We start from the raw sequence: 18,070 nt of genomic DNA on the forward strand, positions 1-18,070 counted from the left end.
GGGAAAAACGCCGCCCCGAAGGGCGGCGTTTTGCGTTCAGGTCGAGGCCAGCGCCGGTGTCTGCGTCCCGGTCACGCCCGCCGCGCCGCCGACGGCCAAGGGGTTCAGGCCAGGCGGCGGAACACCGACTCGCCCGAGGAATTGTCGAAGAACGGCACCGAATCCTGCAGCCCTTCGAGCACCAGCGCCTCGGCTTCGGCCAGCACCACTTCGGTGATGAAGGGCAGGTCCAGCGCGCGGGCCTCGGCCAGCGGAATCCAGTGCAGGTGACTCAGCTCGTCCGTGGCGCGCGAAAAATCGTCGAGATCGCCGACGATATCCTCGGCCCGCGCGAGGAAGAACCGCGCATCAAAGCGGCGCGGGCGACCCGGCGGCGTCACGGCGCGAAAGATGAAGCGCAACCCGTCACCGGCGGGCACCAGTCCGGTTTCGGCAAACCCGGCCCAGTCCTCGGGCACCGGTCCGATCCAGGGGCCGGGTCGCCCCAGTCTCAGCCCCGATTCTTCCCACAATTCGCGCACGGCGGCGGCGGCCATGGCTTCGGGCGGGGGGCAGGTTTTGGTCACCGGCTGCTGCGACAGACGGGCGATCTCCGAAGCGGGCAGCGGCGATGCCAGAGCGATCCGGCGGTCGCCCGGGTCGATGGCGCCGCCCGGAAAAACGTATTTCGACGGCATGAAAGCCGCGCCCGCGCCCCGCTGCCCCATCAGCACGCGCGGAGACGCGGTGTCCCCGTCGCGCACCAGAACGATGGTGGCGGCATCGCGAATGGGCGGGCTTTGGACGCGCGCTGCCGGGCCGTGTTCCGGGGCGTCCGCGCTCACATGTCGCCCCCGAAACCGTGCATCCGGCGCGACCATTGCAGCGCGACCAGCGCCCCCTTGAAGCGGGGCAACAGGAACAGCGCCATGGCCAGCGCCACGCCCCAGCACAGGGCGATCATGACCCAGGGTTCGGGCCGGAACGCCAGGAACACGGCCAGGTACAGCGCCATGATCACCTTGCCCACGACAAGGATCGTCAGATAGGCGGGGCCGTCATCGGCGCGGTGATGGTGAAAATCCTCGCCGCAATCGGGACAGGCATCGGCGACCTTCAGATAACCCTTCATGATCCGCCCCGTGCCGCAATGCGGGCAACGACGCATCCAGCCACGGCGCAGGGCCGCGCCCAGCGGGCGGTCGTCGACGGGTTCGGTCGTGGTAACACTCAGGGTCATGGCGGGCCTGTCTGCCGCTTGGCGGCGTCACGGGGGCGGGCGGCAAATCGCGTCCGCGCGGTATCTGGGATGAATGCCGCAAAGATGGGCGATGCAAAGATGCAGGTCAAGTTCAGCTCTGCGCAAAAAACCTGCCCGGGGCTGCGACGGAATGTCCGGAACCGCCCGTTAGACAGATATCGAAGCGCCGCCGATACCTCGTAACCCTCGCAGGGCGCTCTGATCCAAAGGAGAGCACGATGAACACCAAGACCCTGACTGCCGTCGCCCTGATCCTGGCTGCCCTGCCGGTCGCGGGCTTTGCCCAGAGCGCGGGCGCGCCCGCCCGTCCGACACCGCCGGTGCTGGATTTCGCCACCGCCGATGCCGATGGCTCGGGCGCGATCAGCGCCGAGGAATGGACGGCCTATGCCGGGACGCTGCGCGACGGGATGCGCGCGCAGCGGATCGAGGCCCGCGTCGACGCGATCATCGAGGCCGCCGATGCCGATGGCAATGGCGCGCTGACCCGCGACGAGATGATCGCCGGCATGACGGTCATGGCCGACGAGCGCGGCGCGATGCGCGACGGGCGCCGGATGGGCGGTCACTTCGGCATGATGGGCGACCATGACGGCGGGCACGGGATGCGCGGGCATCACGGTCGTCGGGATGACGACGACCGGCGCGGCCGCTGGGACGGCGAGCGCCGGGGAGAGGGCCGCGCCGACGCCCGGGGTGAAGGCCGGGGCGAAGGTCGGGGTGAAGGTCGGATGGCCGAGCGCCCGATGCGGGGCGAGCGGACGGGCGACGATCAGGGCGCCGGCGGGCGCGGCATGATGGGCTTTGCCCGGATCGATGCCGACCGCAACGGCGAGATCAGCCCCGATGAGCTGGCCCATGCGCAGGCGATGCTGACCTGGATGGCGCAGCGTCCGGTCCGGAACTGAGTTGCATGAACCCGGCCCGGGCGCTACCCGTCGGGATGTTCGCGACAGGCGGCGCCCGGGCCACTCCTTCGGCTTTGCCGCGCTTGTTTCGACCTTTGATGCCACGGGATACGACAGCCAGCATGACCTTGTCCCCCAGCACGGGATCCGGTGAGACCGATCCGGGCGGCCTGAGCGACGACGCGCTCCTGGCCCGCTACGCCGAGGGGGATCCGTCGGCGGCGCGGCTGTTGCTGGACCGGCTGGCGCCGCGCGTCCTGCGCCTGGCCTACCGGCTGTTGCAGGATCAGGCCGAGGCCGAGGACGTGACGCAAGAGGCGATGCTGCGGCTCTGGCAGATCGCCCCCGACTGGCAGCCAGGCGGGGCGAAGCCCTCGACCTGGCTGCACCGGGTGGCGGCCAATCTGGCGACCGACCGGCTGCGAAAGCGGCGCGGCGTGGCGCTCGACAGCATCCCCGAGCCCGATGACCCGTCCCCGGGCGCGGCCGAGGGCATGATCGAGGCCGACCGGCGCATCGCGCTGGACACGGCGCTGGGACAATTGCCCGACCGCCAGCGGGTCGCCGTGGTGTTGCGCCATCTCGAAGGGTTGACCAATCCCGAGATCGGTGCGGCGATGGGGATCGGGGTCGAGGCGGTCGAAAGCCTGACCGCGCGCGGAAAACGCCGCCTTGCCCAGCTTCTGGCCGGGCGGCGGGACGAATTGGGGTATGAGCGATGAGTGATGATCGAAACCGGGAAGACCGGGATCCGTTCGACGCGCGGGCCGACGCGCCCGCGGACGCGGCGCTCGATGCGCTGTTTGCCGAAGCGCGCGATGCGGCAGCCGGGCCTTTGCCCGTCACGTTGCGCGAGGCTTTGCTGGCCGATGCCCGCCGGGTGCAGCCGCTGCCCGTCCGCGTATCGTGGGGCGCCCGGATCCGGGCGCTGCTGGCCGATTTCGGCGGCGCGCCGTCGCTTGCCGGAGTGGGCGCCGCGGGTCTGGCAGGGCTCTGGATCGGCATTGCCGCGCCGGGGCCGACCGCGGATCTGGTCAGTTCGTTCTGGCAGGGGGCGTCCGGTGTCGCGCCGGGCGTCGCCGCATGGACTTCCGAGGGGACGGTATTGGATTATACCGGCGCCGAGCTTTTGACGCTGCTCGACAGCGAAACGGATTGAGACCGCGATGAGTGACCCGCAAAACCCCACGCCCCGCCCGCCGCGACCCGATCGTCGGCTGCGCCGCCTGCGTCTGGCGCTGATCGCGTCGGTGATGGTCAACGTTCTGGTGATCGGCGTTCTGGTGGGCGGCGCGATCCGCCACAAACCCTTTTCGCCGCCGCCGGGGCAGGTGGACATGCGCGCGATGTGGCGCGCGATGCCCGACGAGATGCGCCGCGAGATGCGGGCTTTCGTGCGGGAACGGGGCGGCGGCGAGCGGCTGAGCCGCGAGGAACGCCGCGCGCGGGCCCGCGAGGTCAATGACCGCCTGCTGACCGCCCTGCGCAGCGAGCCCTTCGATGCGGACGCCTTCGTCGCGCTGCTCGAGGGCGATCGGGCGATGATCGAACAGCGCCTCGGAGCCGCGAACGAAGCCTTCACGCGTCAGCTTGCGGCGATGAGCCCGGCGCAGCGGCGCGCGATGGCCGACCGCCTGGCCGAGGACTGGGACGAAGAAGACGGCGAACGCCGGGGCCACGACGACTGAACCCGGGCGAGGGGCGGCGGGTGCCCCGCCAAGCCAGCCCTAAGCCGCGCTGCCGATCGTCACCTGGTTGCGCCCGTCGGTCTTGGCGGCCAACAGCGCGGCATCCGCCCTCGCCAGCGTCTCGCGTCCGATTTCGCCGTCGTCATGGACGGACAAGGCCGGACCCATGGCCAGCCCAACCGAGATCGTCACTTCCACCGGTTCGTGCGCGTCGCCCAGCACCACCGGGGCAGCGCCCACCGCGCGGCATAGCCGCTCAGCCGTGCGCGAGGCACTGTCGATCGTCACGTCGGGCAGGACGACCAGGAATTCCTCGCCGCCGATCCGCGCGATCAGGTCGCTGGGGCGCAGGTTCTCGCGCAGGCGCTGGGCGAGCGTTTCCAGCACCCGGTCGCCCGCCGCGTGGCCCAAGGTGTCGTTCACCGTCTTGAAGCGGTCGAGATCGAGCACCATCACCGCGAACCGTGTGCCGTTCAGGCGCGCCCGGTTGGCCAGCCGGTCGAGATAGGACAGCGCATAGCGGCGGTTATAGAGCCCCGTCAGCGCATCGGTCACCGCCAGCCTCAGCCCGTCGCTGACCGCGCGGCGCAGCTTGTCCGCGCGCTGCTTGCGGCTCACATGCATCGCGATCCTGAGCGCGGTTTCCTGCGGATCGAACGGGTCGCTCAACAGATCGGTCGCGCCGAAATCCAGCGCCATCGCCGCCGCGTCGGGATCGGCGCGCTGCAACACGAAGGCAATGGCCGCGTGGCGGCTGGCAGGGCGCGCGCGCAGATCTGCGATCAGCCTCTGCCCCGAACCGAACGAACCAAGCGTCTCGGCGATCAGGTACAGATCGGGGGCCAGGCCGTCGAGCGCGGGCGAAAGCGCCTCGCTGGGGGACAGGATGTCCATCCGCGCGCTCACATGCGGCGCCAGCGCGTCCCGCCAGCGCCCGGCTGTGGCTGTATCGGCGGCGATCAGGCTGACCCTGCCGGGCCGGGTGAACGGCGTCTCCCCTTCGGACAGGTCGAATTCGCCCCAGGTTTCCAGCCGCAGCTGCATCTCCGTTTCGTTCTGGCGCGCGCGCAGGATCGAGCGGATCCGCGCCAGCAGCACGACGTCGTTCAAGGGCTTCGTCAGATACTCGTCCGCGCCTGCCTCCAGCGCGGCAAGGCGGCTGACCCGATCGGACGCGGCAGTAATCATCACGATCGGGATATGGCGCGTCGCCGGATCGGCCCGCACTCGGCGGCAGATCTCGATCCCCGGAACGTCCGGCAGGACCATGTCCAGCAGGATCAGCTTCGGCTGCTTCTCACGTGCAAGGCGCAGCGCCTCGGCGCCGGTCGAGGCCTGGAGCGTCTGGTAACAGGCCGCGTTCAGCTTGACCTTGAGGATGATCCTGTTCGTCGCCAGATCATCAACAATGAGAATGCTTTCGTTCATCGTGTTTACCGCTCATTTAACCGGGCTTCTTATGGCTCTTTTGGGCATTCGCGGGCGACGGGATGTCTGACGGGTTTTCAGTTGAACCCGATCTCTTGCGAACGCTACTCAGACTGCGCATTGAATGGTTAACGAAACCTTTCAAAATCGGGGAGACGCCGGAGAATGTTGTCATCGCAAGAGGCCGCGGAAGCCTTCGCCGCCCGCATTCTGGGCTGGCTGGCCGAAGATCATGCGCGGATTTCCGCTTTTCTGGCCTGGTCGGGCGAATCGCCGGCGCATCTGCGCGAGCGGTTGAACGACCCCGCCTTCCTGCTTGCGGTGATCGAATTCCTGATGAGCGACGAGCGCCAGCTGCTCGACGCCTGCGCCGATCTGGGGGTTCCGCCCGAAACCCCCGGACAGGCGCGCGCGGCCCTGCCGGGCGGCGAGCAGGTGCACTGGACATGAGCTTTCAGGGCCTGCGCGGGATCCTCTTCGACAAGGACGGCACGCTGTTCGACTTTCAGGCGACCTGGGGCAACTGGGCGCGCGAGCTTCTGCGCCGGATCGCCGGGGCCGAGACCGGGCGCGCGCGCTCCATGGCCGAGGCGCTGCGCTTCGATTTGCAGACCGGGCGTTTCCACGCGGATTCGCCCGTGATCGCAGGGACCGGCGACGAGGTGGTCGGCCTTCTCGCCCCCTATGCCCGGATGAGCCGCGCGGCGTTGTCCGAGCTGGTCGCCGGCGAAGCGGCTCGGGCGCCGCTTGCCCCCGCCGTGCCGCTGCGCCCGCTTCTGACGCGGTTGCGGGCGGCGGGGTTGCGGCTGGGGGTCGCGACCAATGATTACGAGGCCGTGGCCCGCCGCCATCTCGCCGCCGAGGCGGATCTCTTCGACGTAATCGCGGGGTTCGATTCCGGCCATGGCGGAAAACCCGCGCCGGGCATGTTGCTGGCCTTTGCCGAGAAATGCGGCCTCAGGCCGGACGAGATCCTGATGGTCGGCGATTCGCGCCATGACCTGCAGGCCGGGCGCGCGGCGGGGATGCGGACGCTGGCGGTGCTGACGGGCGTTGCGACCGAGGCCGATCTTGATGATCTGGCCGACGCGGTGCGCCCGGATATCGGCCATCTGCCCACGCTTTTGTCGCTCGACTGAGAGAAACCCCGGTGGCGCGGGCGCTAGCCGGCTGCGTTTGCGATTTGTTAGAAGTTTGCCATCACGCTCGGGGCAACGGCTCCACGGGCGGCGGCAATGCACGGATTGATCAACAAGGCCTTGCAGACCTTTCTCTGCGATTCGTTCGGGCGCGCAACCTGGGATGACGTTCTCGCCCGCGCGGGGCTGCGCCACCGCCTCGATCCCGACGGGTTCGAGGCGATGAATATTTATGACGACCGCTGGACGCAGGAAATCCTGGCCGCCGCCGGCGAAACCCTGCGCCGACCACAGGAATCGCTGCTCGAGGACCTCGGGACCTATCTTGTCTCAAGCGAACGGATGGAAAACCTGCGCCGGCTCTTGCGCTTCGGCGGCGTGACCTTCACCGATTTCCTCTATTCGCTCGATGAATTGCAGGGCCGCAGCGCTCTTGCGGTGCCCGATCTCGACATGCCGGTCCTGTCGATTTCCTGCACCGCCGAAGACAGTTTCGCCCTGACCTGCGGGCCGGGTTGGCCAGGGCTGGGGCATGTCATGCTGGGCGTCCTGCGTGCCATGGCCGATGATTACGGCGTGCTGGCTGTTCTCGACCATTGCGACACGCAGGGCTGCACCTGCCCGACGGGGGACCGGACCTGTTTCGAGATCATCACGATCCGGGTCCACGATCCGGCGCATCAGGCAGCCCGCCAATTCGATCTGGCAACGGAACTTCTGTGATGGACGGGGACCTGCGGCCCTCCGGGTTCACGCTCACGCCGGACGCTTTGGGCCGGCTGATGCCGGTTTTCCTGTCGCTCGATGCGTCCTGCCGCCTGGCCGAGGCCGGGCCGACACTGGCCAAGCTTCTGGGCCCCGCCGCGATGGGCAAACGCATCGACGAGGTCTTCTTCCTGCGCCACAGCCCGCGCGAGGTGACGCGCGCCGCGCTTCTGCGCCGGCCCAGCCTGTTGCTGACCCTGCGCGCCTCGCCCCATACCACGTTCAAGGGGGTGCCCGTTCCGGTCGCGGGTAATGGCGGAGTGCTGATCAACCTGTCCTTTGGCGTCGGGCTGCGCGAGGCGGTGCGCGACCACGGCCTTTCGGCCGCTGATTTCGCGGGCACCGATCTGGCCATCGAACTCCTCTATCTCTTCGAAGCGAAAACCGCCGTCATGGGCGAGCTGCGGCGCATGGCCGACCGGCTGAAAACGGCCAAGGCCCGGGCCGAGATCCAGGCCTACACCGACCCGCTGACCGGGCTGGGCAACCGCCGCGCGATGGAGGACGCACTTGCGCGGCTGCTGGCGGCGGGGACGGGGTTCACCCTTCTGCATGCCGATCTCGATTTCTTCAAACAGGTCAACGATACGATGGGCCACGCCGCGGGCGATCATGTGCTGCGCGCCACCGCCGCGATCCTGCGCAACGCGGTGCGCGCCGGGGACAGCGTGTCGCGGGTCGGCGGGGACGAATTCGTCCTGCTGATCGCCGGGGCGACAAGCGCCGCGTCGCTCGTGCGGCTGGGCCGGGACATCTTCGGCAAAATGGCCCGGCCGATCACTTTCGCAGGCCGCAATTGTCCGGTCGCGATGTCGATCGGTGCGGCGATCGTGCCCGCGGGCCGGCCGATCCGCGGCGACACGGCGCTTGCCCGCGCGGATGTCGCGCTCTACGCCTCGAAGCATTCCGGACGCTCGCGGCTGACCTTGTGGGTCTCCGATAGCGAAACGCGCGAACTTGTCGCGGGACCGCAACAACGTGCTACCGAGCGTCGGCAGTCCCGGTGACGCCGTGCGCCTTGCTCCGCTCTGGCGACGTTATTCGGGTACCCCGATCTCGCGGCGCAATCCGCGCAGAAGGGTCCGGGGGAAGGGCCGTCCGGCGCCAAGCCGGCGGAACACTCGTCCCATCTTCGGGGCGACCGGCTAAGGCCCTGCGGACTGTCGTGACGGCTTTTGCGCGCTGCCGAACGCGGCGCACCGGGGGGCGCAGGATAGGGCGAAATACCGCCTGAGCCGCCCAACGCGCGGGCAGCGAAGAGGGGGCAGACGGTACCGACACGGCAGGGGAGGGTCCGACATCCTCCGGGGTCGGACTGGCAGGCAACAGGGGGCTGCAAAGGGGGAGGTACCAAGAACAGGCAACGAGGGCGCGACTCGCACAAAGCCGGGGCGGGGCGACGTCGGCGGGTCACGGGAAAGGCGCTGAGGTCGCAACCGCTATGCGTTTGGAACGGTGGGGCTCACCGGTCGACGCAGGGCCGGCGCGGCGCAACGGCACCGCTCGCAACGCGCGGTATCTCGCAACCGCCGCGGCACGGCCGAAACCCGGCTCGTTTCGGGGTCCGGGTCAGTGGTCTGCCGCACGGAGGCTGGGCGCCTTGTCAGGGTTCTCAGCGCAGGAAACAGCCGCTGCAAGGGCCGGGACCGAAGGCCTATTGCAACCTGTGCGCGGCGGACGTGTCCCCGTCACGATCCGCGCCATGGAGTTGATGCGCGGAAAACCGGCCAAGGAGGCGCCTCTCTAAGGTCCGGTCGCATCAATCCCGGGACGCCAGCCGGGATTGCGTGAAGCGGGGTAGAACGGACGACAAAATGCCCAGGATCCGGCTGCCGGTCACGATACGCCAAAGCCGCGCGACAATGCCCATGTCACGCAGCGCCCGGGTTCAAGCGCCCCCCAGGCACGGGCCGCATGATGCCGCGCCGGGTCATGCCCGGCACGCAGACGCCCTGATCCCGGGGATCGGCCCGCCGGCTTCAGGGCTCAGGTCTCGATCCAGATCGTCATCGGCCCGTCATTGACCAGCGACACTGCCATTTCCGCACCGAACTCGCCGCGTCCGACGGTCACGCCCTGCGCCGCCAGGTGATCGGCGAACAGCTCGTAAAGCGCGCGCCCCTCGTCGGGTGGGGCTGCGGCCGAAAAGCCCGGCCGGTTCCCGCGCGAGGTATCGGCGGCCAGCGTGAATTGCGACACGACCAGCGCGCCGCCGCCCACATCCAACAGCGAGCGGTTGGTCTTGCCGCTTTCGTCGCGGAAGATGCGCAGCTTGGCGATCTTCTCGGCCAGCGCGCGCGCCTTGTCCGGACCGTCCCCCTGCATCGCGCAGATCAGGATCATCAGGCCCGGGCCGGTCGCCCCGATCTCGCGCCCCTCGACCGAGACCGAGGCCCCGGTCACCCGTTGCACCAGCGCGCGCATCAGCGGTTCTGGTTGATCAGCGCGACGCCGACCACCACCACGATCGCCGCCAGAATGGCGAAGGCGATCTTCCATTTCGACCACGGGCGCTCGCCCTGAACCTTGCCGGTCTGGCCGTTCACCACGAAACGATAGGATTTGCCGCGATACTGATAAGCTGCCATCCAGATCGGCAACAGCACATGCTTGAAACGCTCGTTGTTGTGATCGGTATCGACCGAATGGATGCGCTGTTCATCCCCGCCAATCGAGCGCCGCACGTCCTGACGGATCACGTCGTCCATCCGCTTGAGGCCCAGCGTGTGGCCATCGGGCAGTTCGACCGTGTAGCCCTCGGCGCGGAAGCCGGACAGGAATTGGGGCGTGTAGGGCGCCAGTTCGCCCAGCATCCAGGGTTCGAGCGCGCGCACGTAATTGCGCGGCAGCGATTGCGAGGCCATGATCAGCACGTCGCGGAAATCGCGCGCGGTTCGCCCGCTCACGCGTTTCCAGCGGATCTTCCGCACGCGCTCGGTCGTCTTCTTGCCGTCGCGCATCACCGTGCGGTTTTCGTAATACGCATCGCCGCGCTCGCCGGTATAGCGCGACTTCGTATCGCTGTCGAAAGACCAGTAGGGCACATACAGACCGTCCAGCCGCGACCCGTCCGAGCGCGCGTATTTCTTCAGCTCGCCGGGCGCGAACCACAGCCGTTTGAGCCATTTGCGCATTTGCGCATGGGCCTGTCTTTCATCCAGCTTGAAGGGCAGGACGGCGCCGGGCTTGATCTGGCGATGCGTGCCGGTATCCGTGACCACGGGCGAACCGCAGAACGGGCATTGCGCGGCATGCTGGGCGGGATCGAAATCTACCTGCGCGCCGCAATTGTTGCAGCTCAGCAGGCGGTGCTCCTCGATCGCCTCGGGCGGCAGATGGTGGGCGAGCGCCTCGCGCAGGTCATAGGTTTCAAGCGCCGCGTCGCGCTCTTGCTCGCTATGCGGGATGTCCTGTTCATGGCCGCAATATTCGCAGGTCAGGCTGCGCTGACCGGGCGAGAAGCGCAGCTGCGCGCCGCAATTCTCGCAAGGAAAGCGGTGCTCTTCGCTGAGTGCAGACTCGGGGCTTTCGTCCTGCGGGGGTACCGGCGGGAACGGGGGGGCCGTGGTCGGCGACCCGGGGGGCGGGGGCGGCGTGGCGTCAGAGGGGCACATGGCGGCTTACCCCGCGGGCGGGGGCGGCGGCGGCATCGAGGCAAAGACGCTCGACAGCGCCTGCACGTCGCCGGCTTTCTCCCAGCCGGCCATGCCCTGCGTCCAGACCATCGTGTCGCGGTCGAACTGGCCTTGTCCCATCATCTGCTGCAATTGTGCCGTGCTGAACGGGCCGGTGGTCTGGCCGTTCTTCGCGACGTGGAATTGCGGGGCCGCCGGGGGCGGGGGCGGCGGTGGCGGGGCCGAGGCAGCGGGTTGCTGGGGCTGCTGCTGATTGCCGCCCATGCCCCCCATCGCGTTGGCCATGGCCTGCGCCATGCCCATGCCCATCCCCATGCCCATGCCGGCGCCCATCGCATTGTCGCCGCCGCTCTCGGCCGCGTTCTGCATCGCCTGCGCGGCCGAGAACTGGGTATACTTGTTCAGATCGCCCACGATCCCCATCGACGAGCGCTGGTCGAGCACTTTCTCGACATTGGGCGGCAGCGAGATGTTCTCGATATAGAGCTCGGGGATCGACAGGCCGTATTCGGTCAGCGTGGGCGCGATGGCTTCGGACACGATCTTCGACAGATCGCCGGTATTCGCCGCCATATCCAGCGCCGGGATGCCAGAGGCGGCCAGCGACTGGCTGACCTTCTGCACGACGATGTTGCGGATCTGGCCGGAAATCTCGTCCTCGGTGAACTCGCCGTCGGTGCCGACGATCTCGGTCATGAACTTGCCGGGATCGGTCACGCGGATCGCGTAGCTGCCGAAGGCCCGCAGCCTCAGCGCGCCGAATTCCGGGTCGCGCAGCATGATCGGGTTCTGCGTGCCCCATTTCAAGCCCGGGAAGCGGCGGGTATTGACGAAATAGATCTCGGATTTGAAGGGCGAGTTGAAGCCGTGCGACCAATGCTGAAGCGCGGTCATGATCGGCATGTTGTTGGTTTCAAGCTCGTAAAGACCGGGGCCGAAAATGTCGGCCATCTGCCCTTCGTGGATGAACACCGCCGCCTGGCCTTCGCGCACGGTCAGCTTGGCGCCCATCATGATGTTGTTGCCGTAACGTTCGAACCGGTAAACGAGCGTGTCGCGGCTGTCGTCGAGCCATTCAATGACGTCGATGAACTGGCCCTTGAGGAAATTGAAGACCATGGTTCACTCCTGCACTAACTTCTTCAAATCTGCGGTCAACTTGCACCCGCGATCAGTTCGGACGCAATGGTAAAGATGATCGGCCGGGCCTCACGTTCTGTCATGCCGGGCTGCAACCGGGGATCGTAATGGATGCGCAGCAGCAAAAGGTCGACCGGCGTGATGAGGGCGAATTCCTGGTCGTCATTGAAGATCGACGGGCGCGCGCGGCTTGAATCCGAGGCCAGTCCCAGCCCCTGCGTCAGTTCCTCGTGGTAGCAGGCGGTGCGGGTCAGGTCGGGATGCTCCGATCGCACGATCGCCAGCGCCTCGGAATACTCGGCCGAGCCGTCGCGCGAAAAGGCCATGACCAGGCAGAAGGTTTCGCGCGGCATGTCGGTGATCAGCCGAACGGCGCCGTCGCTGATGCCCGGCACCAGCTCGCGGATGCGCGCGGCGGCGTCCCGGCGCTCGGTCTCGGACAGGACCAGAACGTGGAAATTGCCGTCGGACTGGCCCAGCGGCTCGACCGAGATCGCATGACCCGACGCCGTGCTCAGCCGTGCCGCCAATTCGCGCACGGTGCGGAAATCGTCGACCCGGGCCTGCCGCCCGCTGGAGGCGCCGAATTCCATCCGGTAGCGCACGGGTGCCACCCAGCGGCGCAGCACGCTGGGACGGCCCGCGCGGTTGAAGCCGCCGCTCTGCTCTTCGTGCAGCGCGACCTGGATATAGATCTCGGCCAGCCGGGCGGGGGTCATCACCACGTCTTCGGCGCCGTCATCGGTCCGCATCAGACGCGCCGCGCGTCGCTCGTTCTCGATATCGGCATAATAGGCGCGCAGGTCGTCCGAGAGCGGGTCGTCGGGCAGCACTTCGGCGGGCCGCTCGGGCGCGGCGCGCGGCGGCTCGACCGGCGTGTCGGGCGGCAGCAGCGCGCAGCCCGACACCAGCGCGGCACCCAGCACGAGAGCCGCGGGAAGCCGCAGCCGGGGTCGCAGCCGCAACCGCGTGGGCGCGGCGAGCGCCGCGCCGGTCTTCGCCCGGTCCGTCCGGGTGGGGCTACGCTGCTGCACCGTTTTCGCGGGCCTTGGCCGCCGCCAGAGAATCGCGCAATTCGCCTTCCATCGTCTGCAATTCCTGCTCGGCCGCGGCGCGCCGGGCCTTGCCTTCATCGGCGATCTGCAGGCTGTCCTGGATCGTCGCGACCAGCGCGTCATTGGCCTGCTTGACCGCCTCGATATCGAATACGCCGCGCTCCATCTGCTCGCGCACGGTGCGGTTGGTTTCGCGCAGGTTCTCGGCGTTCTTCGTCAGCAGCTCGTTGGTCAGGTCGTTCGCCGCCTTGATCGATTCCGCCGCCTCGCGCGAGCGCTGGATCGTCAGCGCCTGCGCCAGCTGCGTTTCCCAGAGCGGCACGGTGTTGACCAGCGTCGAGTTGATCTTCGTCACCAGCGACTTGTCGTTTTCCTGGACCAACCGGATCGAGGGCAGCGACTGCATCGTCACCTGGCGCGTCAGTTTCAGATCGTGCACCCGGCGCTCCAGATCGTCGCGCGCGGCGCGCAGGTCGCGCAATTCCTGCGCGACGACGATCTTCTGGTCCTCGGCCGCCGCCTCGACCTCGGCCTCCTTGGCGGGGATCGTGGTCGCGTCGAGTTCCTTCAGCTTCTCTTCGCCAGCCGCGATGTAGATCGCCAGTTCCTGATAGAAGGCCAGCGTCTTCTCATAGAGCAGGTCCAGCGACTTTATGTCCTTCAACAGCACTGTCTCGTGGCCCAGAAGGGTTTCGGTGATCTTGTCGATCTGACCCTGCACCGTTTCGTAGCGCGCCATGAAATTCGCCAGCGGCGCCGCCTTGCCGGTCAGACGCTCCCACCACGACCGTTCGCGACGGGTGTCCAGCTCGCTCACCGAGAAGCCGCGGATGGTGGTGACGATCTGGCGCAGGCTGTCGCCCGCCGGACCCACGTCTTTGTTGCGCACATCGTTCAGCATCGCCTGGCTGATCGTCTGCAATTCCAGTTGCGCGCGGGCACCGAAGCCGATGATCGAGCTGGTCGACCCCATGTCGATCTCGTTCATCCGGGTGCGGATCTCGGCGGCGACGGGTTCGTCGGCCTGATCGAGCGGAGCCAGTTCGCCGCCCGGGTCGGGCAGGCGCACGAGGGCGGCTTCTTCGATCGCGCTTGTCAGTTGCGTGGCCTGCTGGCGAACCTGTTCAGACATCGTGGGATCCTTTCCCGAAAAATGGCGGCGGTTTGAAATATCAGCGTGCGGGGGAAGCGGGGATGGCCGGGCGGACCCCTTCACGTTCGAGCCGTTCGCGCAGGACGTCAATCTCGATATCGAGTTCCTGGCGGTCAGAATCGCGCAGTGTCTCGGTACGCAGCATGAAATTCTGTTCCAGATCGTCAAGGAGCGCCACGTAATCCGCGCGCGCGGTCTCGTCGCGGTTTCGTTCGTAAAGATCGACGAACTTGACCGTCGCGTCGCGCGCACCCTGCAGATAGACGCTCAGATAGCGCCGGGCCGAGGTCAGGTTCTGCGGATCGTCCTCGACCGCGCGCAGAAGCTCGCGGACATGGCCCTGAAAGTCGCTCAGCCGGTCCTGCAACTTGCGGTCGCGGGCGCGCAGCATGGCATCCGACATCGCGCGCAGATAGGTTTCGGCGCCTTCGACGGCGCGCGCGACGCGGTCGGTCTGGAATTCGTCGATGCCTTCCATCCCCTTGTCGCCCAGCGGGTCGGGGCCGAACGACACCAGATGCAGCCCGGCGCCCAGAACGCCCAGGATGACCGGCGTGACCAGGCCAAAGCCGCTGCCCAGTCCGGCCACCGCAAGGCCCAGCCCGGTCACGACCGAGCCGAAGATCTTGCGCGGGATGGCCGGACGGCGCGCGACCTTGCGCGCGTCATAGGCGTCCTGCGCGATCACCCCTTCACGGGTCAGCCACGCGGCCAGCATGAGCAGCGCGAACACGGCCAGATGCTGCGCCATCCCGGCGGGGTCGCGGAAAAACGCGCTGAAGGCCCACAGGAACGGCAGAACGAAGAGCAAATTCACCCGGGCGCCCGCCGTGATCACGCGGCGCCGGACCGGGCGCGATCTGGTCGACGGCGCTCGCCCGGAGCCGGGGCGCGGATCACCGCCAGGGCTGTTGGGGCCGCCAAAGCGTCGTGCCATGTCTCAGCCCCCTATGAACCAGGAATAGACAATCAGCGCCACCAGCAGCGCATAGGCGGTTTTCTGAAGGCCGGTCGCTGTCACGTCGTTGTCCCCGTCTCGTTCCTGCCGCGCTGCCGGCTTGGGCAAGGGGCGCGGGCATGTGTCCAACCCCGATATAAGAGGCGATTTTCGAAACTATAAGACACGACAGGCGCGAAATGGAAGAACGGAACGGCCCTAGCGCTTGGGGCCGGGGCGGGGTGTACCGCCCTTGGGCTTATCCTTGCTGACGCGCGGTGTGGGCTTCGTCTCCATGCTGCCGCGCGCGGATTTGCTGCCCCACGATCGCGGCTTTCGGGTTTCCAGCTCGTCGTCGCTGCGCGCGCCGCCATGCGATTTCGACCCCCAGGACCGACGCTCGGGCTTGCCGTCTGCGGTTTTGCGGGGCGGTCTGGCGGCGGGTTTCCCCGAACCTGAGGGCGAAGCCGAAGACGGGGCAGGGGGCGCGGCGCGGCCCGCCGGGACCTCGTCCGCCGACAGGCCCAGCTGGTCGCGCAGGACGCGCGGGCGCAGTTCCTCCACCGCGCCCTGTTCCAGATTGCCCAGCTGGAACGGCCCGTAGCTGACGCGGATCAGTCGGTTGACGCTGAGCCCCACGCTTTCCATCGCGCGCCGGATCTCGCGGTTGCGGCCTTCGCGGATCCCTACGGTCAGCCATGCATTCGCACCCTGCTGGCGGTCGATCGTCACCAGCATCGGCTGGAACCGCTCGCCGCCGATGGTGATGCCCTGTTTGAGCGGGGCGAGCAGGGCCTCGGTCGGGGTGCCGTTCACCCGCACGCGGTACTTGCGCAGCCAGCCGGTCGAGGGCAGTTCGAGCCGCCGCTTCAGTTCGCCGTCATTGGTCAGCAGCAACAGCCCCTCGGAATTGAGGTCAAGCCGCCCCACCGACATCACGCGCGGCATGTCCTCGGGCAGGCTGTCGAACACCGTGGCGCGGCCTTTTTCGTCGCGCTCGCTGGTCACGAGGCCAAGGGGCTTGTGATAAAGCCAGACGCGGGTGGGTTCCTTGGCGCCGAGCGGCTTGCCGTCCACGGCGATCTTGTCGCGCGGCGTGACGTTCAGCGCCGGGCTGTCGATGCGCTCGCCGTTCACCGTGACGCGTCCCTCGGCGATGATCGCCTCGGCCGCGCGGCGCGACGCCACGCCCGAACGCGCCAGCACCTTGGCGATGCGGTCACCGGTGCGGGATTCAGCAGGCTTGGCCGCGGCCTTGGCGCCGGGCCGGGCAGGGGCTGCGGGTTTGTGGGGCGGTCTGGTCATCGGGCCTTCCGGGGCGAGCCTGTCTTCGGGGGGGCTGAGGGGCGAGGGCGTGCCCTCTTGCTTTGCCGCGCATCTGCGGGCATCCAGACCCCATCAACCGCGTCATGCGCGCCATGTCAATGAAGGCTCGGTATTCCCGACCATGAAGCCCGGCTTTTTCTCTCCGATGCAGGTCGCGCTGGACGAGGCCCGCGCCGCCGCCCGGCGTGGCGAGGTGCCGGTGGGCGCGGTCATCACGGCGCCCGACGGCGGGATCGTGGCGCAGGCGGGCAACCGCACGCGGGAGTTGAGCGACCCCACCGCCCATGCCGAGATCCTGGCGCTACGCATGGCCTGCGCCGCGCGTGGCAGCGAAAGATTGCCGGGACACGCGCTGTGGGTGACGCTCGAGCCCTGTCCGATGTGCGCCGCCGCCATCGGATTTGCGCGCATCGCGCGGCTTTACTACGGCGCCTCGGACCCGAAATCGGGCGGCGTGGCGCAACCGCCAAGGGTGTTCGCGCATCCCCAGTGCCACCACGCGCCCGAGGTCTATGACGGCATCGCCGAGGCGGAGGCGTCGCGCCTGTTGCGTGACTTTTTTGCCGCGCTTAGGGGATAGAGCGCGATGGGGCGGGCACGAGCTGCCCGTTTTGCGCACAAGGTCTGCCCCCTGAGCGCCCCGATGGCGCAATTTATGGACTCGCCCGCTGAGCGAGCCGCCTGAAACCCACCCGGGCGAGGGCTGGGGATAAAGTGCATTGCGCGATTTGGCCGAATTTATTACTCTTTGACGCAAAAGAAAAAACCGAGGCACAGACCGAGGCACAGGCAGAAACGCGATCCGTGCGCGCGCCCACAGGGTGCGCCCCGCTGGCACGGGCGGTCCCATGACGGGCCGGTCGGTTGCGTGGTCGTCCGTGTTCCGGCAATGGCAGAGCAGGCACAATGATCCAGAATTCTCGGGCGAAAGCCCCGTTTCGTCATGCGACCGAGCGTCTTGGCCGGAAGCGCCTGCGCGCTCCCTTGGTCGGAGCGCTGGCCGCTCTGGCCGTTCTGGCAGGCTGCGCGCAGCAATCGGGCGACGCCGCTGCGGGCGGGATCTACCGCTTTTTCAACTCGGACCGGAACCCCGAGATGGAGACGCTGGAAAGCACGGTGCAATTCGCCGTGGTCGATCCGTCCCGCGCGATGGTCAACGCGCCGCAGGCCCTGGTCGTGCTGGAGCGCAATCTCGGCGTCGCGGTCGAGCAGCGGATCGTTCTGCCCAACAACACCGCCGTGCGGGGCGACAACGTCCTTCTGGTGCGCGCGCAGACCCAGCGCAGCGCGGAACTGACGCGGCTAGATTTCGACGAGATCGCGACGCGTTTCGGCGGCCTGCCCACCCCCTTCGAGCGGCTGACGGAATCCAGCCTGCGCTCGGGCAGCGACTCGCTGGGATCTTATGTCTACGCCACCGAAAGCGCCGGACCCAGCACGGTCTGCGTGCTGGTCCTGCGCCGGATCGGCGTGGGCGCGCGCCCGCTTCCCAGCGGTACGCAGGCGCTCGACGTGGTGATGCGCAATTGCGTCAACGGCAGCGTCGACGAGGCGCTTTCGCCGATGAGCGACCGCGCCCTTGCGGTCGGCGGAGCCCAGGGCACGATTTACACACTTTCGCCCCATGCTGCGCCGCGGAGCTGACCTATTAAGGAC

20 protein-coding genes are annotated in these 18,070 nt (G+C 68.0%); 10 read left to right on the top strand and 10 right to left on the bottom strand.

Going from position 1 to position 18,070, the window contains the following annotated elements:
* Positions 1-104 precede the first annotated feature (104 nt).
* A complete protein-coding gene (locus C4N9_RS11995) occupies positions 105-824 on the bottom strand; it encodes an NUDIX hydrolase (protein WP_109533559.1) in 720 nt (239 codons plus the stop codon).
* Positions 821-1,219, bottom strand: coding sequence for a DUF983 domain-containing protein (locus tag C4N9_RS12000; protein ID WP_109533560.1), 399 nt, complete (start codon positions 1,217-1,219; stop codon positions 821-823). Before C4N9_RS12000 ends, C4N9_RS11995 begins: the two co-directional genes overlap by 4 nt.
* A 239-nt stretch (positions 1,220-1,458) precedes the next feature.
* On the opposite strand from C4N9_RS12000, the gene C4N9_RS12005 reads away from it, so the two are divergent.
* From C4N9_RS12005 to C4N9_RS12020, 4 genes are all read left to right on the top strand, one after another.
* Positions 1,459-2,148, top strand: coding sequence for an EF-hand domain-containing protein (locus tag C4N9_RS12005; protein WP_109533561.1), 690 nt, complete (start codon positions 1,459-1,461; stop codon positions 2,146-2,148).
* Between the two features lie 122 nt (positions 2,149-2,270).
* On the top strand, positions 2,271-2,870 hold the full coding sequence (locus tag C4N9_RS12010; RefSeq protein WP_109533562.1) for an RNA polymerase sigma factor: 600 nt from the start codon (positions 2,271-2,273) through the stop codon (positions 2,868-2,870).
* The gene (locus C4N9_RS12015; protein ID WP_109533563.1) at positions 2,867-3,307 is read left to right on the top strand and encodes a hypothetical protein; all 441 of its coding nucleotides are present in this window, start codon (positions 2,867-2,869) and stop codon (positions 3,305-3,307) included. Before C4N9_RS12010 ends, C4N9_RS12015 begins: the two co-directional genes overlap by 4 nt.
* Positions 3,308-3,314: 7 nt before the next feature.
* On the top strand, positions 3,315-3,836 hold the full coding sequence (locus C4N9_RS12020; protein WP_109533564.1) for a periplasmic heavy metal sensor: 522 nt from the start codon (positions 3,315-3,317) through the stop codon (positions 3,834-3,836).
* A 39-nt stretch (positions 3,837-3,875) separates the two neighbouring features.
* On the opposite strand, the gene C4N9_RS12025 is transcribed toward C4N9_RS12020, so the two are convergent.
* Positions 3,876-5,264 (bottom strand): diguanylate cyclase domain-containing protein, encoded by a 1,389-nt coding sequence (locus C4N9_RS12025; protein WP_109533565.1) that lies wholly within the window; start codon positions 5,262-5,264, stop codon positions 3,876-3,878.
* A gap of 165 nt (positions 5,265-5,429) precedes the next feature.
* Between C4N9_RS12025 and C4N9_RS12030 the strand changes: the two genes are divergently transcribed.
* The 4 genes from C4N9_RS12030 (at position 5,430) to C4N9_RS12045 (ending at position 8,175) form a co-directional block, all read left to right on the top strand.
* Positions 5,430-5,714: a DUF3572 domain-containing protein gene (locus C4N9_RS12030; protein ID WP_109533566.1), complete on the top strand. Its 285-nt coding sequence runs from the start codon at positions 5,430-5,432 to the stop codon at positions 5,712-5,714.
* A complete protein-coding gene (locus C4N9_RS12035) occupies positions 5,711-6,403 on the top strand; it encodes an HAD family hydrolase (RefSeq protein WP_109533567.1) in 693 nt (230 codons plus the stop codon). Before C4N9_RS12030 ends, C4N9_RS12035 begins: the two co-directional genes overlap by 4 nt.
* A gap of 96 nt (positions 6,404-6,499) precedes the next feature.
* Positions 6,500-7,126, top strand: a complete 627-nt coding sequence (locus C4N9_RS12040; protein WP_109533568.1) for a heme NO-binding domain-containing protein — start codon at positions 6,500-6,502, stop codon at positions 7,124-7,126.
* Positions 7,126-8,175 carry a GGDEF domain-containing protein gene (locus C4N9_RS12045; protein WP_109533569.1) on the top strand — a complete coding sequence of 350 codons (1,050 nt, stop codon included), beginning with the start codon at positions 7,126-7,128 and terminating at the stop codon, positions 8,173-8,175. The genes C4N9_RS12040 and C4N9_RS12045 overlap by 1 nt, the downstream gene beginning before the upstream one ends.
* A gap of 979 nt (positions 8,176-9,154) precedes the next feature.
* On the opposite strand, the gene dtd is transcribed toward C4N9_RS12045, so the two are convergent.
* The 7 genes from dtd to C4N9_RS12080 all read right to left on the bottom strand — a co-directional run bounded on the left by dtd (position 9,155) and on the right by C4N9_RS12080 (position 16,393).
* Entirely contained in the window at positions 9,155-9,592 is a 438-nt protein-coding gene (gene dtd / locus C4N9_RS12050) for a D-aminoacyl-tRNA deacylase (RefSeq protein WP_109533570.1), read from the bottom strand.
* Entirely contained in the window at positions 9,592-10,782 is a 1,191-nt protein-coding gene (locus tag C4N9_RS12055) for a TFIIB-type zinc ribbon-containing protein (RefSeq protein WP_245902524.1), read from the bottom strand. The genes dtd and C4N9_RS12055 overlap by 1 nt, the downstream gene beginning before the upstream one ends.
* A 6-nt stretch (positions 10,783-10,788) precedes the next feature.
* The gene (locus tag C4N9_RS12060) at positions 10,789-11,922 is read right to left on the bottom strand and encodes an SPFH domain-containing protein (RefSeq protein ID WP_109533571.1); all 1,134 of its coding nucleotides are present in this window, start codon (positions 11,920-11,922) and stop codon (positions 10,789-10,791) included.
* Between the two features lie 35 nt (positions 11,923-11,957).
* Positions 11,958-12,977 carry a DUF2927 domain-containing protein gene (locus tag C4N9_RS12065; protein WP_146195159.1) on the bottom strand — a complete coding sequence of 340 codons (1,020 nt, stop codon included), beginning with the start codon at positions 12,975-12,977 and terminating at the stop codon, positions 11,958-11,960.
* On the bottom strand, positions 12,964-14,130 hold the full coding sequence (locus C4N9_RS12070) for a toxic anion resistance protein (protein ID WP_109533573.1): 1,167 nt from the start codon (positions 14,128-14,130) through the stop codon (positions 12,964-12,966). Before C4N9_RS12070 ends, C4N9_RS12065 begins: the two co-directional genes overlap by 14 nt.
* Positions 14,131-14,170: 40 nt before the next feature.
* Positions 14,171-14,968 (bottom strand): 5-bromo-4-chloroindolyl phosphate hydrolysis family protein, encoded by a 798-nt coding sequence (locus C4N9_RS12075; protein WP_342748800.1) that lies wholly within the window; start codon positions 14,966-14,968, stop codon positions 14,171-14,173.
* 339 nt (positions 14,969-15,307) lie between these two features.
* Positions 15,308-16,393 (bottom strand): pseudouridine synthase, encoded by a 1,086-nt coding sequence (locus C4N9_RS12080; protein ID WP_109533575.1) that lies wholly within the window; start codon positions 16,391-16,393, stop codon positions 15,308-15,310.
* Between the two features lie 142 nt (positions 16,394-16,535).
* On the opposite strand from C4N9_RS12080, the gene C4N9_RS12085 reads away from it, so the two are divergent.
* Positions 16,536-16,994: a nucleoside deaminase gene (locus C4N9_RS12085; protein ID WP_245902525.1), complete on the top strand. Its 459-nt coding sequence runs from the start codon at positions 16,536-16,538 to the stop codon at positions 16,992-16,994.
* Positions 16,995-17,320: 326 nt separating this feature from the next.
* The gene (locus C4N9_RS12090) at positions 17,321-18,058 is read left to right on the top strand and encodes a hypothetical protein (protein WP_146195160.1); all 738 of its coding nucleotides are present in this window, start codon (positions 17,321-17,323) and stop codon (positions 18,056-18,058) included.
* The last annotated feature ends 12 nt before the right edge of the window (positions 18,059-18,070 follow it).

Origin of the sequence: Pararhodobacter marinus, assembly GCF_003122215.1 — a bacterium.
Taxonomy (GTDB): Bacteria; Pseudomonadota; Alphaproteobacteria; order Rhodobacterales; family Rhodobacteraceae; genus Pararhodobacter; species Pararhodobacter marinus.

What these genes read in the sequence shown, in the direction of transcription:
- C4N9_RS12000 (WP_109533560.1), bottom strand. Translation starts at nt 1,219, where the DNA reads ATGACCCTGAGTGTTACCACGACCGAACCCGTCGACGACCGCCCGCTG.
- C4N9_RS12005 (WP_109533561.1), top strand. Translation starts at nt 1,459, where the DNA reads ATGAACACCAAGACCCTGACTGCCGTCGCCCTGATCCTGGCTGCCCTG.
- C4N9_RS12010 (WP_109533562.1), top strand. Translation starts at nt 2,271, where the DNA reads ATGACCTTGTCCCCCAGCACGGGATCCGGTGAGACCGATCCGGGCGGC.
- C4N9_RS12015 (WP_109533563.1), top strand. Translation starts at nt 2,867, where the DNA reads ATGAGTGATGATCGAAACCGGGAAGACCGGGATCCGTTCGACGCGCGG.
- C4N9_RS12020 (WP_109533564.1), top strand. Translation starts at nt 3,315, where the DNA reads ATGAGTGACCCGCAAAACCCCACGCCCCGCCCGCCGCGACCCGATCGT.
- C4N9_RS12025 (WP_109533565.1), bottom strand. Translation starts at nt 5,264, where the DNA reads ATGAACGAAAGCATTCTCATTGTTGATGATCTGGCGACGAACAGGATC.
- C4N9_RS12030 (WP_109533566.1), top strand. Translation starts at nt 5,430, where the DNA reads ATGTTGTCATCGCAAGAGGCCGCGGAAGCCTTCGCCGCCCGCATTCTG.
- C4N9_RS12035 (WP_109533567.1), top strand. Translation starts at nt 5,711, where the DNA reads ATGAGCTTTCAGGGCCTGCGCGGGATCCTCTTCGACAAGGACGGCACG.
- C4N9_RS12040 (WP_109533568.1), top strand. Translation starts at nt 6,500, where the DNA reads ATGCACGGATTGATCAACAAGGCCTTGCAGACCTTTCTCTGCGATTCG.
- C4N9_RS12045 (WP_109533569.1), top strand. Translation starts at nt 7,126, where the DNA reads ATGGACGGGGACCTGCGGCCCTCCGGGTTCACGCTCACGCCGGACGCT.
- dtd (WP_109533570.1), bottom strand. Translation starts at nt 9,592, where the DNA reads ATGCGCGCGCTGGTGCAACGGGTGACCGGGGCCTCGGTCTCGGTCGAG.
- C4N9_RS12055 (WP_245902524.1), bottom strand. Translation starts at nt 10,782, where the DNA reads ATGTGCCCCTCTGACGCCACGCCGCCCCCGCCCCCCGGGTCGCCGACC.
- C4N9_RS12060 (WP_109533571.1), bottom strand. Translation starts at nt 11,922, where the DNA reads ATGGTCTTCAATTTCCTCAAGGGCCAGTTCATCGACGTCATTGAATGG.
- C4N9_RS12070 (WP_109533573.1), bottom strand. Translation starts at nt 14,130, where the DNA reads ATGTCTGAACAGGTTCGCCAGCAGGCCACGCAACTGACAAGCGCGATC.
- C4N9_RS12080 (WP_109533575.1), bottom strand. Translation starts at nt 16,393, where the DNA reads ATGACCAGACCGCCCCACAAACCCGCAGCCCCTGCCCGGCCCGGCGCC.
- C4N9_RS12085 (WP_245902525.1), top strand. Translation starts at nt 16,536, where the DNA reads ATGAAGCCCGGCTTTTTCTCTCCGATGCAGGTCGCGCTGGACGAGGCC.
- C4N9_RS12090 (WP_146195160.1), top strand. Translation starts at nt 17,321, where the DNA reads ATGATCCAGAATTCTCGGGCGAAAGCCCCGTTTCGTCATGCGACCGAG.